Raw genomic sequence first — 13201 nt, 5'->3', positions numbered from 1 at the left:
GTGCCCAGCACGCTCCTCCTGGTCAGGAGCTCGTCATCGGGTTCCCGCCGGTCAGGACGCGCCGCACGTCAGGCTGGGCGTCTCAGCGCTGCCGCTGCCGGTGAAACCGAAGGTGGTGGTGCCGCCCGCGGCGACCGTGCCGTTGTAGGACTCGTTGCGGACGGTGACGGCCGAGCCGGAGCCGGACCGGACGCCGTTCCACAGCTGGGTGATGGACGGGGAGCCGGACCAGTTCCAGCTCACCGTCCAGCCCCTGATCGCCGAACCGCCCGCGCGCACCGTGACCTCGGACTGGAATCCGCCGGGCCAGGAGTTCACCGTCAGCATCGTCGCGCTGCATCCGCCCGGCTCCACCGTGGGCGACGGCGACGGGCTGGGCGACGGGCTGGGCGACGGGCTGTCGGAGGGAGTCGGGCTGGGGCTGTCCGAGGGGGTCGCGCTCGGGCTCTCGGACGGCGTCGCGCTGGGGCTCACCGGCGGGGTGGGACTGGGCGAGGTGCTGGGGACGGCGGCGTTGAGGGCGTTGAGGACCGCGTCGTAGGCGGGCTTCTTGTTGTTGCCGCTGAACAGCAGCGGGGTGTCGCCCGAGCGCCAGGAGTCCTGGTCGCGCACGCCCCACGTGGTGAGGCCGGCGCAGCGCGACACTGCCAGGCAGTCGTTCACCACGGCGGCGTAGGTTTGCGCGGATGCGCCCTGGATGTCCAGCTCCGTGATCTGCACGTCCACCCCGAGGGCGGCGAAGCTGGAGATTGTGGTGCGGTAGTTGCTGTTGTACGGGCTGCCGCTGTTGAAGTGCGACTGCAGGCCGACGCAGTCGATCGGCACGCCGCGCGACTTGAAGTCCTTGACCATGTTGTAGACGCCCTGCGTCTTGGCCCAGGTCCAGTTGTCGATGTTGTAGTCGTTGTAGCAGAGCTTGGCGGCCGGGTCGGCGGCCCGCGCGGTGCGGAAGGCCACCTCGATCCAGTCGTTGCCCGTCGCCTGCAGGTTGGACTGCCGACGACCGCCGTTGCTGTCGTCGAAGGCCTCGTTGACGACGTCCCAGGCGTAGATCTTGCCCTTGTAGTGGGCCATCACGCCGTTGATGTGGTCGATCATCGCCTGGCGCAGCGAGCTGCCCGACAGCGACTGCATCCAGCCCGGCTGCTGGGAGTGCCAGGCCAGCGTGTGCCCGCGCACCTGCTTGCCGTTCTGCACCGCCCAGTTGTAGACCTGGTCGCCGCTGGAGAAGTTGAACTGACCGCGGTTCGGCTCGGTCGCGTCGATCTTCATCTCATTCTCGGCCGTGACCATGTTGAACTCACGGTTCGCGATCGTCGTGTACTGCGAGTCGCCGAGCTTGCTCGCACTGATCGCGGTGCCGAAGTAGCGGCCACTGCGGGCCGCCGCCGCGCCCAGTGTCGAGGCGGGCGGACCGGCCGAGGGGCTGGGCGACGGGCTGGGCGACGGGCTGTTCGGCGGCGTGAGTGAGGGGGTAGGTGACGGCGAGCTGGGCGTCGTGCTGTTGAGTCCGAGGAAGTTGATGGCGTAGGCGATCTGGCCGTTGAGGGGCAGCGTGTGGTCCTGGCCCGAGACGCTGACGCCCTCGACGGGCGGCTGGGTGCCGTTACCGCCGTACCGGGTGCGGGTCCAGCCCGACGAGGGGGTGTCGGTGGCGGTCGGCGTCTGGCTGACGCCGTTGAGGTTGGTCCACTGCTTGATCTCTTCGCCGAAGTTGTTGTAGCGCAGAGTGCTGTCGTTGGTGCCATGCCACAGCTGCATCCGCGGGTAGGAGCCGCTGTAGCCGGAGTACATCGAGCGGGCCAGGTCCCCCCACTGCTGGGCGGTCTTGCTCACCTGCCCGTCGGCGCACTGACTGTTCCAGGTGGAGCCGTCGGTCGTCGCGAAGCAGCCCGCCGGGACGCCCATGAACGCCGAGCCCGCCTTGAACACGTCCGGATACTCGGCGGCGAGCACGTTCGTCATCATCGCGCCGGAGGAGACGCCGCTGACGTAGATCCGGCCGGGGTCCACGTTGTAGCGCGACCTGGCGTAGTCGACCATCGACATGATGCCCACCGGGTCGCTGCCACCACCTCGCCTGAGCGCCTGGGGCGAGTACACGTCGAAGCACTGGCCGCTGCGGGTGGCCTCGGGGAACACGATGATGTATCCGTACTGGTCGGCCGCGGTGACGTAGTCCCGGAAGTACCCGCTGTACAGCGCGGACGCGGTTCCCGTGCAGTAGTGGACGGCGACCAGCAGCGCCGGCCGGGAGGCCACCCGGTCCGGCACGTAGATGTACATGTTGAGGTTGCTCGGGTTGTTCCCGAAGCCGGTCACCCGGGTCAGGGAGGCCGCGGCGGCCGGCTGGGCGACCAGTAACGCGGCCATCGCGACCACGGGCATCAGCACGGCCGCCAGCACGGCCACGATGCGTCGTCTCACGTGAGGTTTCCTTCCTCCGGTCGCACCGGCCCGGTGTCGCGCCGGCGACACCCGGGATCGGGCTCCCCGCACCACTCCGAGATCGCGGGACATCGGGCCATGCCTCCACCGGATTCTGCGCCATTTAATGTTTCAGAAGACTGCCTAAAACTTTCCGGCACCACAACCGGTGGCGGATTCGTTTGGGGGCCAACCGAAGGAGCCAAAGCTCACGAGACAACCAGGCCCTCATGGAGAGCCCGGCGCTCGGAAACTTTCATACGCTTATCGAAAAGTTCCGAATCCGTTCGACATTTCGACACCACATGTTCGGCCTTCAGGTAGGCGAGCAGGCGGTCGCGCCAGTCGAGGCCGGGGACGGGCCCGTCGGCGAACCTGGCCAGCACGGCAGGCTGCCCGGCCAGGCCGGCGAGCGCCGGCAGGATGCCCGCGTGCAGGGCCATGCCGTACTCGATAATGTTCCGGCCGTCGCCCTCCGTCAACGGCGGGCCCGGTCAGCTCTTCCGCTTCGCGCAGGTGCCGCGGGTCGCCTTGTCGAGCAGCCAGAGGGCCGCCACGGCGAGACGACGCCCGTCAGGTCAGGAGGGCGCGCCAGCGGTCGGCCGACTCCATCATGTCCAGGCTGACCCGCTCCAGGAACGCCCCTCCCCTGGCCAGCCGCTGCCCCACGGGCCCGTCGAGCCCGACCGTCTCCGCCGCCGCCATCGAGACCCGGGCCGCCTCCAGCGTCTGCCGCGTACTGGTCACGATCGAGTGGTACCACGCCTCGTTGTCGACCACGTAGACGTCGCGACGCCGCCGGGGATCGCGCTCACGCCGGACGAACCCGTGCTGGACCAGGTAGTTCACGGACATGGAGACGGAGGCCGGGCTGACTTTGAGCCTGCGGGTCAGCTCGGCCGCGGTGCGCCTGCCGTCCTCGGACAGCAGCAGGTCGAGGTGCACGCGCGCGATCATCCGCGGGAGGCCCGTCCGGACCGCCATCTCGATGATCTCCTGTTCCATCGCGCCCGGCGACGGCCCGGCCGCGTGCGAGGGGGCCGGTGCGTCACGCCGTGCCCGCCGGACCGTCGCCTGATGCGCCTGCTGGGGCCGGTAGCCGCCGGGCCCGCCGTTGCGCCCGATCTCCCGGCTGATCGTCGAGGTCGGCCGGCCGAGCCGCCGGGCGATCTCGGCGTAGGAGAGCCCGTCGGCGAGCCCGGCCGCGATGCGCTGGCGGTCCTGCTGGGTCAGTCGTCCTCCTGGCATCCCGCCAGTATTGCCTTCGCTTCCATTCATTGCAACGCCGCATTGCATTCGGATTCAGTGCCATTGCATCAGTTTATGCGTATTTATCTGGGCAAACGCAATCTTCTCTATTGACGTCCAGTACGAACGCAACGTAGCTTTCGACAGAACCCGAAACACGTACTATCGCGAAATGAGGAACGGCGATGGGTGACTCCCTCCACACGGTCCCGACGCTGCCGACGGCCCGTCGGTCCGGTTGCCCGTTCGACCCGCCCAAGGAGCTGATCCAGGCCCGCGAACACGGTCCCATCAGCCGATTCCCCTTCCCCGACGGGCACCAGGGCTGGCTGGTCACCGGATACGACCTGGTCCGGTCCGTTCTCGCCGACTCGCGGTTCAGCTCGCGCAGGGAGCTCATGCGCCACCACCCGCTGGTGGACTACGGGGACGTCGAGGTGCCACCGGCGCCGCCCGGCGAGTTCCTCCTCATGGACGAGCCGCGGCACAGCCGCTACCGCAAGCCGCTGGTGGGCAGGTTCACCGTACGGCGGATGCGGCAGCTCGCCGAGCGCGTCGAGCAGATCACCGCCGACCACCTGGACGCCATGGAGAAGGCCGGGCCGCCGGCCGACCTGGTGACCGCGTTCGCGAGGCCCATCCCCTCCGTCGTCATCTGTGAGCTGCTGGGGGTGCCGTACGAGGACCGGGGCTCCTTCCAGGGGCACATCGACAAGTTCCTCGGCGGAGAGGCCGGCGACGAGGAAGTGCTGACGGCCTACACCGCGACCCAGCGGTATCTCGCGGAACTGGTGGCGGCCAAGCGCGCGAACCCCACCGACGACGTGCTCAGCGACCTCACCGACAGCGACCTCACCGACGAGGAGCTGCGGGGGATGGCCCTGATCCTGCTGGCGGCGGGATTCGACACCACCGCGAACATGCTGGCGCTGGGCACCTTCGCACTGCTGAGCCACCCGGCACAGCCGGCCGCGTGGCGCGCCGATCCCGCGCTCACCGACCGGGCCGTGGAGGAGCTGCTGCGGTATCTCAGCGTCGCCAAGACGTTCATGCGCACGGCGCTGGAGGACGTGGAGCTGGGCGGCCGGACCATCGAGGCCGGTACGACGGTCATCCTGTCGTACCACACCGCCAACCGCGACCCCGAGCGCTTCGCCGATCCCCACGTGCTCGACCTCGGCCGGGAGAACGGCGGGCACCTGGCCTTCGGCCACGGCATCCACCAGTGCCTGGGGCAGCAGCTCGCCCGCGTCGAGATGCGGGTCGCGTTCCCCGCGCTGCTCAGTCGCTTCCCCACGCTGCGCCTCGCCGTACCGGCCGAGGAGGTCGGCCTGCGCCCGGAGACCGCGGACATCTTCGGGGTCAAGAACCTGCCCGTCACCTGGGACGCGTGATCCGGGCGGGTCCTTCGCGGGCGACGCCGCGCCGTCTGCCGTTCACCCGGAATATTCCGTCACATCCTACTGATTCAGTAGGTGAAAGCCGTTCGCACCGGAGGAGCGCCAGGTGAGCAGCATCATCCTTCCCGAGGACCCGTTCCACCGCAGGCTGCATCACGTGGCGCCGGCCGGTCTGACGCCCGAGACCGCACAGACGGGCGGGATGACCCGCCGCGCCGCCGTCAGCGGCGCCACCGTCGGTTCGAGTCGCCTGTGGATGGGCCAGACGCACGTGGCCCCGGGAACCGTCTCGGCGAACCACCACCACGGCGACTCCGAGACCGCCATCTACGTGGTCAGCGGCACCCCGTCGTTCGTGTTCCTCGACGTCGACGCCGAGGAGCCGCGGGAGGTGCGGATCGACACGAAGCCGGGAGACTACATCTTCGTGCCCCCGTTCGTGCCCCACCGGGAGGAGAACCCGGACCCCGGCCTGGAGGCCGTCGTCGTCATCGCCCGGAGCACCCAGGAGGCCATCGTGGTCAACCTGCCCGAGCTGAGATGGTCCGGCCCGGTCCGGACGACGGCCTGACCAGTGCCGCGCGCACGACCACGGCCCGTACGCCGCCGGAAACGGAGAGCCCCCGGCCGGAAGGCGTCCGGCCGGGGCTCTCCGTGATCTGTCAGAAGGTGGGGTAGATGTCGTAGGTCCCGCCGCCGACGCCGTAGTAGTTGGAGCCGGTGGCCCAGACGCTGTCGTTGATCAGCGGCTTGTAGAGGAACGGCTGCCCGGTGGAGAGGTTGAACCCGCACTCCCACAGGCCGGCCGTGGTGCTGACGCAGTTCTGCCCGCCGGCCCAGCTCAGTGGCGAGTCGCCGCGGAGGGTGATCCGGTTGCCCGCGCCGGGGTTGTAGTGGACGCGGACCGTGGTGTTGTAGGTGGAGGTCGCCTGGATCCGGCCGCCCAGCGCGGTGCGCACCGACGCGCCGCCGGAGGACGTCGCGGTCAGGACGCCCCCGTAGAGGCTGTTCGCGGCGCTCACCTGGTGCAGGGAGACGGTGACCTGCGCGGTGCCGTTCGCGGGCACCGTCACGGCGCTCGCGCTCAGGGTGAACAGGCCCGACGGGGCGGCCGTCGTCCCGGCGGCGTCGGTCGCGGACACGGCCAGGTTCAGCGTCACCGCGGAGGCCGCGCCGTTGGTGTAGGTCACCGTGCGCGTGGCCGTGGGCTGGGCGGTGGTGACCGACAGCGCGGCGCTCGGCGGGTTGGCGGTGAGTGACTGGCTGACCGCCCGGGCCGCGTCGACCCGGCCGGTGCCGTACGAGTACGGGGTGAGCCCCGCGGCCGCCGCGGCCGTGCCCATCAGCGCGTCCTTCAGCCGCTGCGCGCCCCACGCGGGGTGGCGCTGCTTCACGAGCGCGGCCGTGCCGGCGACGTGCGGGGTCGCCATCGAGCATCCGCTCATCGTGCCGTAGCCGCCGCCCGGCACGGCCGCGGTGATGTCGACACCGGGCCCGGTCATGTCCGGCTTGAGGCCCTGGTCGCCCACCGGGCCACGGCTGGAGAAGCCCGCCACCGTGTCGGTCAGGTCCACCGCGCCCACGGTCAGCGCCTTGTCGGCGACGCCGATGGAGCTGATGGTGGACGTGCCGGGACCGTAGTTGCCCGAGCAGACCACGAACAGCGCGTCGTACTGCGAGGTCAGGCTGTTGATCGCGGCCGCGACCGGGTGGTCGGGATAGCCCGCGCCGCTCTGGATGCTCATGCTGACGATCTTGGCGCCCTGCTGACCGACCGCCCAGTTCATCCCGTCGATGATCCAGGAGTCGTAGCCCCAGTTCTCGTCGCTGAGGACCTTGCCGACGACCAGGCTCGCACCGGGGGCGACCCCCTTGTAGCGGCCCCCGGAGGCGGCGCCGGTCCCGGCGACGGTGGAGGCGGTGTGCGTGCCGTGCGAGTTGCCGTCCTCGACCCCGCCTGCGTTGCCGGTGAAGTCCGCGGAGGCGACGACCCTGCTGACGAGGTCGGGGTGGTCGGTGTCGTAGCCGCTGTCCAGCACCGCGACCTTGACGCCGGTGCCGTCGTACCCGCTCGCCCACGCGGCCGGCGCGCCGATGTGCGGGACGCTGCGGTCGAGCCCGGCCGTCACCCTCCCGTCCAGCCACAGCTTGGTGACGCCGCCCCGCAGGCCGGTGGGCGTGGCGGAGCCGCCGGTGAGGCCGCGCCAGGCGTCGGGTGCGGCCGTCTTCCCGATGCTGAGCGCGCTGATGCCCAGCCGGGGGAAGGCGCGCCGGCTCCTGGCCGCCCCGCCGAACGCGGCCCGGGCCCGGTCGGCGTTCTCGGTGGTCGTGCTCTTGTCATAGGTGGTCATGACCGGGATCGACTGGCTGCGCGCGTCGTCGTAGCCGTCCGCGATCAGGGTGCCCACCTCGAAGAGGTCGGGGTCGAGGCGACCGGCCCGGACGAGGGGGGCCGCGTCCGACGGGACCACCGACACCTGGTCGCCGCGGTCGGTGACGTCGAAGGTGATGCCCGTACGCCCCTCTCCCGGCTCGGCCGACAGGACGCGCAGGTCGTGGCCTTCCAGGCGCGCCCGCACCGTGTCGCCGGTGACGAGCGTGACGGTGTGGTCGCCGTCCTGCGGGGCCGCGGCGGCTCCCGTCGCCGCGGAGGTTCCGGTGGGGACCGCGCTGGAGAAGGCCGCGCCGGTGAGGGCCGGAGGGGCCGCCTGTGCCGCGGCGGACACGGCGGGCAGGCCGAGGAGGACGGCCGTCGTGAGGGCGACGGCCACGGATGAACTTCGCAAGAGGTTTCTCCCGGTTGCTGCGGGTTGATCAATGCGGCATCAGGCTAGGGTTTTCCGGGATAATTGGGAATTGTGCGGAATTCGTGTATTTGAGCTGACCCTGTGATCGAAAAATCGGCGTGTCGCATACTGATGAAAGCGGTTTCAGTGGCAGTGGACCCGACCGCGCGACGAGATCGGCAGCGGACCACTCCCCTGTGGCTTCGATCACGCCCGCCGGCGTTGTTTTCTCCGTCGGCCCTGGTGTACGGGCCGGAGATCAGCCGGGCTCCCATAAGCGCCCGGCAGCGGATTTGCGTTTCGAATGGCGGAACATTTCGTGAAAGCGATGTAACGGAATTTTGTTCGCTGGATTTTCGGCCGGTGCCGGGCTGAGACCGTCAGCAGGTGCGGCGGGGCCGGGCATCGGCGTCGCGCGACGGGCGCGGCGACGGGCGTGAACGCCGGCCCGAGGGCCACTGTGGGGGTTTCCCCCAGGAGGCGGGGGCGTAGTGGCGCCGAGGTGAATGGAACCCGCGGAGCCCGCCGAGAGTTCCCCCTGTGACATCCGGAAGAACGCACCGTTTCGCGGGGGTGGAAAGGGTGGCCGTAAACGGCTTTCGGCACCGCTCGAAATGGGATTCGACACTACGGACACGAAGGGATGGCGAATGTCAGACGCGGACATGAGGGCTGTCTTGACCTGGCGGGCCACGATACTCACGATCATCACAGGGGTGAACGTTCTGCAGATCACCGCGGACCCGGCCTACTGGGACAAATACCGCTTCGTCGTCATCTTCGGGGCCCTCGCGACCATCTACTTCTGGATCACCGCGATCCGCGCCGAGGAGGACCCGGAGGAGGCCGCCGAGAGGATCTACCGGGAGACCCGGGTGCACCGGCCCCTGTCCGCGTCGGACGTCCGCGACGAGGCACGGCGGCGCTACCCCATGTGATCCCCGGCCCCGCCGGCGTCGCTTCCGGACGCCGCGCGGCGGCGGATCGCCCTGCAGGTCCATTGACCGGTTCTTGACGAAAAGTTAGATTACGTCGGCAGATTCGGGGGGCCGGGTACCTGAAGGGAGACCGTCCTCATGCTGCGACGTGTCCTGATCTCCGCCGCAGCCGCGGTGTCGCTCCTCGTCCTGGGTGTCCCGCCGGCGGCCCACGCCGCGGACGGCGTCCGGACTCCGTCGAAACCCTCCTACACCGTCACCCTGAGCAGTAACGCCTCGGGCACCACCTGGACGGGCCACGAGAGCGTCACCTTCACCAACGCGTCCGCCGACCCCCTGACGGAGGTCTACCTCCGGTTGTGGGACAACGCCCACGGGGCGTGCCCGTCCACTCCGATCACGGTGTCCAACGTGACCGGGGGCACGCCGTCCGCCCTGTCCGTAAGCTGCACCGCGATGAAGATCGCGTTACCCGCCGCGCTCGCCCAGAACCAGAGCGCCTCGGTCGGGTTCGACCTGAGCATCGTGGTGCCCAGCGGCGCCGACCGGTTCGGCCGCGACGGGTCCTACAACTTCGTCGGGAACGCGCTGCCGGTCCTGGCGGTCCGCGACGCGAGCGGATGGCACCTCGACCCCTACACGAACAACGGGGAGTCCTTCTACGCGCTCATCGGCGACTTCGACGTCACGCTCGACCATCCGACGTCGCTGCTCGTGCCCGCCACCGGCACGTCCGTCGACACGCCGGGCGCCTCCGGCCGTACGGTCACCCGGGCCACCGCGAAGAACGTCCGCGAGTTCGCGTGGGCGGCCGGGCCGTTCACGAAGACCACGGGCACCACGACCACCGGCGTCACGGTGAACGTCTACCGGGTGAGCTCGATCAGTTCGAGCAGCGCGAGCTCGATGATGACCACCGCCAAGAACGCTCTGGTCGCCCATGCCGGGCGGTTCGGCACCTTCCCGTACGCCGAGGTGGACGTGGTGCTGGACAACAACTTCTGGTTCGGCGGCATGGAGTATCCCGGCTTCGTGCTCGACGTGATCAGCTCCACGGCGCTCGCCCACGAACTGGCCCACCAGTGGTGGTACGGCATCGTCGGTGACGACGAGTACACCAGCCCGTGGCTGGACGAGTCGTTCGCCGACTACGCCACCGACCTCTACAACGGCCTGTCCGGCACCAACTGCTGGAACAGCGTCTCCTGGCAGTCGTCCGCCGAGAAGATCACCAACTCGATGGCTTACTGGGACGCCCACTCCAGCCGGTATTCGACGGTCGTCTACGGCTACGGCAAATGCGCGCTGCACGACCTGCGGCGCGCGATCGGCACGACGGCCATGGAGACCCTCCTGAGGAACTACGCGGCCGCCCACTGGTACGGGATCTCGACCACCGCGGACTTCAAGGCCGCCGCCCAGGCCGCGACCTCGGTCAGCCTGTCGTCGTTCTGGACCACGCACCGCATCGACGGCTGACGGCCGGGACGGACCGCAACCGGCCGGACCGCGACCGGCCGGACCGCCCGGCCGGTCGCGGCCTTCGGCGTGCGCCCGGGTGGCCGTCACCCCACCGCGGATCGCGGCGACGGCCCGCGTCCCATCCGCGCCGTATTCTCGTGCTCCCTTTTCCCCGTACGGACGGGCCGGATCGTTGTTGAGGGCTCCCCTCATCCCCGCTTTCGGTTCACCGATTCTTTTCCCCGAAACGCATTCCGATACGGCGATATTCGGATCGAGCGAAATTCCCCGCAGGCAGCGCCATCGCCGCAGCCCAGAGGGCAGACGGGCCTCACATAGTTCTCGACCGCAATCCCTGTATACGGCCCGTCTGACTTCCGGCGATACCGCCGGTTCAGCAGTCAGTCAATGCATTGATCGAGCGCGGAAATCGTGAAATACCGGATTCGCCCCGCTAGATATCCGGCAAGGAGGAAATCCTTCGTGAACCTCTCCCCCACCACCAGGACCACGGGACGCTTCGCCCGCCTCGCGACCGCGCTCGGCGCCGGCCTCGTCCTCGTGGCCGTCGCCGGCGCCCATCCGGCCGCCGCCCAGGACCCGGGCAAGGACACCACGACCCAGGCCATCGAGCCCGCCGGGGCGGTGCCCGGCGGCTTCGCCTCCTGGAAGGACCTCCTCTCGACCCAGGAGCGGCTCGTCCGCGCCGCGGACCGCATCACCGCCGCCGTCGCACAGGAGCGGAACGGCGGCGGCTACGCCGGCATCGTGGTCGCCCCCGAGAACCACGAGCTGCGCCTGTACTGGAAGGGCCGCACCTCCCAGGCGATCGACGGGCTCGTCGGCCAGTTACGCGGTGACGTCGCGGTGAACGTCCTGCCTGCCCGGCACTCGGCCGCGGAGCTCACCGCCGCGATGGGCCGGATCGCCAAGAGGGCCGGCAGCGTGATCACTTCCATCGCGCCCCGCGTGGACGGCTCCGGCCTGACCGTCACCGGCCTCGACGCCGCCAGGGCCCGCTCGGCGGCGTCGGGCGAGACCGTGCCGATCACCGTGGAGACGGGCGTCCGCCCGCAGCTCACCACCCGCTGGAACGACTCCCCGCCCTGGTACGGCGGCGCCGCGTGGCAGTCCCCCGGCGGAGGCTGCACCACCGGCTTCGCGGTGACCTACGGCGGATCGAGCAAGATCCTGTCAGCGGGTCACTGCGGCGCGCTGGGCGACACGGCCACCGACCCCACCGGTGAGGTGATCGGCAGCGTCAGCCAGGACAACAACGGCCTGGACGTCCTGCTGATCAACGCCAGCGCCGCGGGCCGCGTCTTCAACAACCCCATCGGCAACGTCTCCACCGAGTACAACAACCCGGTCATCGGCACCACCAGCAGCTACGTCGGCATGTGGCTGTGCACCTCCGGCGCCTACTCCGGCACCAACTGCAGCATCCAGGTCCAGCAGACGGGCGTGACCATCAACGTCGGCTACCTGATCACGGGCACCGTCCGCGCCGAGCAGTCGGCCCACACCAACGCCGTCGGGCAGGGCGACAGCGGCGGCGCGGTGGAGGTCGTCAACTCCGCCAACACCAGCCAGGTGTACGCGGCCGGCGTCAACACCGCCATCGACACCAGCACCGCCGTCACCTGCACCGGCTACGTGACCAGCGGCCGGACCTGTGCCTGGCGGATGTACTTCTCGCCGTGGAGCAACGCGACCTCCGCGTTCCCCGGCATCGCGATCACGCTCGGCTGAGCCCGCCACCGGCCCGGCTTCGGGCGGGCGGGGCGGGGCCGGCGCCTACCGCGAGTCCCGCCCCGCCACCATCATCACCATCGCCGTCGCCACCGCCCGCACCCTCACCGGAGAGGGTGCGGGCCGTGGTGGTTCACACCGACAAGGAAGGGCGGCCGAGTGGCCCGGGCCTCCGCCGTGCTGCGGCGGCGGTACGGCTCCGCGCCGCTCGCGATCGTGGAGGCCGGGCCCACGCTCATCCCGGCGCGCTGAGGCCCGTGCGGTCCCGCCGCACGAGGACCGCACGGGACCGTACGGGATGGCCGGCCCGCACCGGGTGCGGGGGCGCACCCGCCGGGTACGGCGGCGTCAGGGCTTGATCGCGACGCCGCCGTAGGCCCAGGCGTGCCCGCCCGGGATGTACTCGAAGCCGTCGTCCGGCCGCCACCGCACCACTTCGACCAGGCCCGGGTCGATCACCCGCCAGCCGTCGAAGAACGGCAGCACCTCGGCGAGCGTGCGGGGCACCATGGGGGCGGTGCTGTTGTCGTACGGCTTGGTGAACTCCTCCCGGTCCACCTTGGGGGCGAAGTCGAGCGTGATGTGCGACAGCAGCAGGTGGCTTCCGGTGGGAACCGCCTCCTTGAACCGCTCGACCAGCGCGTACGGCTCCTCTTCGTCGCGGATGAAGTGCAGGACCCCGGCCAGGATGACGCCCACCGGGCGGGTGAAGTCGATCACTTCCCGGACCTCCGGGTGGGACAGGATCGTCTCCGGCTCCCGCAGGTCGGCCTCGATCACCGTCGTCGCCCCGGCCACGTCGCCCCGCAGCAGCGCGCGGCCGTGAACCAGGACGATCGGATCGTTGTCGACGTAGGCGACCCTGGCCCGCGGGTTGGCCTCCTGCGCGACCTCGTGGGTGTTGCCCTGGGTGGGGATGCCGGTGCCGATGTCGAGGAACTGCGTGATCCCCGCCTCCGCCGCGAGGTAGCCGACCGCCCGGCGCAGGAAGGCGCGATGGGCCTGGACGCCCTCCCGCGTGCCCGGCGACATCTTCACGAGCTGCTCGGCGGCCTCACGGTCGGCCGCGAAGTTGTCCTTGCCGCCCAGCAGATAGTCGTACACCCGCGCCGGATGGGGGATGCTCGTGTTTATCCGCGAGGCCGCCGGCTCGTGGGCCGTCGAGTGGGACATGCGTACTCCTTGCCGT

10 protein-coding genes are annotated in these 13201 nt (G+C 70.1%); 5 read left to right on the top strand and 5 right to left on the bottom strand.

Going from position 1 to position 13201, the window contains the following annotated elements; genetic code table 11:
* Nucleotides 1-51: 51 nt before the first annotated feature.
* The 3 genes from OG344_RS23995 to OG344_RS23985 all read right to left on the bottom strand — a co-directional run bounded on the left by OG344_RS23995 (nt 52) and on the right by OG344_RS23985 (nt 3675).
* The gene (locus tag OG344_RS23995) at nt 52-2427 is read right to left on the bottom strand and encodes a PHB depolymerase family esterase (protein WP_405085004.1); all 2376 of its coding nucleotides are present in this window, start codon (nt 2425-2427) and stop codon (nt 52-54) included.
* A gap of 209 nt (nt 2428-2636) precedes the next feature.
* Complete coding sequence (locus OG344_RS23990; RefSeq protein WP_405085003.1) at nt 2637-2870, bottom strand: hypothetical protein; 234 nt, start codon at nt 2868-2870, stop codon at nt 2637-2639.
* A gap of 130 nt (nt 2871-3000) precedes the next feature.
* The gene (locus OG344_RS23985; RefSeq protein WP_405085002.1) at nt 3001-3675 is read right to left on the bottom strand and encodes a helix-turn-helix domain-containing protein; all 675 of its coding nucleotides are present in this window, start codon (nt 3673-3675) and stop codon (nt 3001-3003) included.
* Nucleotides 3676-3860: 185 nt separating this feature from the next.
* On the opposite strand from OG344_RS23985, the gene OG344_RS23980 reads away from it, so the two are divergent.
* Nucleotides 3861-5069, top strand: coding sequence for a cytochrome P450 (locus OG344_RS23980; RefSeq protein WP_405085001.1), 1209 nt, complete (start codon nt 3861-3863; stop codon nt 5067-5069).
* 112 nt (nt 5070-5181) lie between these two features.
* The gene (locus OG344_RS23975) at nt 5182-5646 is read left to right on the top strand and encodes a cupin domain-containing protein (protein WP_327045523.1); all 465 of its coding nucleotides are present in this window, start codon (nt 5182-5184) and stop codon (nt 5644-5646) included.
* Between the two features lie 91 nt (nt 5647-5737).
* Here OG344_RS23975 and OG344_RS23970 read toward each other — a convergent pair whose 3' ends face one another.
* Nucleotides 5738-7861, bottom strand: a complete 2124-nt coding sequence (locus OG344_RS23970) for a S8 family peptidase (protein ID WP_405085000.1) — start codon at nt 7859-7861, stop codon at nt 5738-5740.
* Nucleotides 7862-8577: 716 nt separating this feature from the next.
* Between OG344_RS23970 and OG344_RS23965 the strand changes: the two genes are divergently transcribed.
* The 3 genes from OG344_RS23965 (at nt 8578) to OG344_RS23955 (ending at nt 12012) form a co-directional block, all read left to right on the top strand.
* Nucleotides 8578-8799, top strand: coding sequence for a hypothetical protein (locus tag OG344_RS23965; protein ID WP_405084999.1), 222 nt, complete (start codon nt 8578-8580; stop codon nt 8797-8799).
* A 138-nt stretch (nt 8800-8937) separates the two neighbouring features.
* Nucleotides 8938-10278 carry a M1 family metallopeptidase gene (locus tag OG344_RS23960; protein WP_405084998.1) on the top strand — a complete coding sequence of 447 codons (1341 nt, stop codon included), beginning with the start codon at nt 8938-8940 and terminating at the stop codon, nt 10276-10278.
* A gap of 465 nt (nt 10279-10743) precedes the next feature.
* The gene (locus OG344_RS23955; RefSeq protein WP_405084997.1) at nt 10744-12012 is read left to right on the top strand and encodes a hypothetical protein; all 1269 of its coding nucleotides are present in this window, start codon (nt 10744-10746) and stop codon (nt 12010-12012) included.
* Nucleotides 12013-12360: 348 nt separating this feature from the next.
* On the opposite strand, the gene OG344_RS23950 is transcribed toward OG344_RS23955, so the two are convergent.
* Nucleotides 12361-13185: an SAM-dependent methyltransferase gene (locus tag OG344_RS23950; protein WP_327045517.1), complete on the bottom strand. Its 825-nt coding sequence runs from the start codon at nt 13183-13185 to the stop codon at nt 12361-12363.
* Nucleotides 13186-13201: the final 16 nt, after the last annotated feature.

The organism is Microbispora sp. NBC_01389, assembly GCF_045040095.1.
Lineage (GTDB): Bacteria > Actinomycetota > Actinomycetes > Streptosporangiales > Streptosporangiaceae > Microbispora.
This window is presented reverse-complemented; position numbering and strand designations above follow the sequence as displayed.

Coding starts and splice junctions, on each gene's coding strand:
- OG344_RS23990 (WP_405085003.1), bottom strand. CDS start 2,870: ATGGCCCTGCACGCGGGCATCCTGCCGGCGCTCGCCGGCCTGGCCGGG.
- OG344_RS23985 (WP_405085002.1), bottom strand. CDS start 3,675: ATGCCAGGAGGACGACTGACCCAGCAGGACCGCCAGCGCATCGCGGCC.
- OG344_RS23980 (WP_405085001.1), top strand. CDS start 3,861: ATGGGTGACTCCCTCCACACGGTCCCGACGCTGCCGACGGCCCGTCGG.
- OG344_RS23960 (WP_405084998.1), top strand. CDS start 8,938: ATGCTGCGACGTGTCCTGATCTCCGCCGCAGCCGCGGTGTCGCTCCTC.
- OG344_RS23950 (WP_327045517.1), bottom strand. CDS start 13,185: ATGTCCCACTCGACGGCCCACGAGCCGGCGGCCTCGCGGATAAACACG.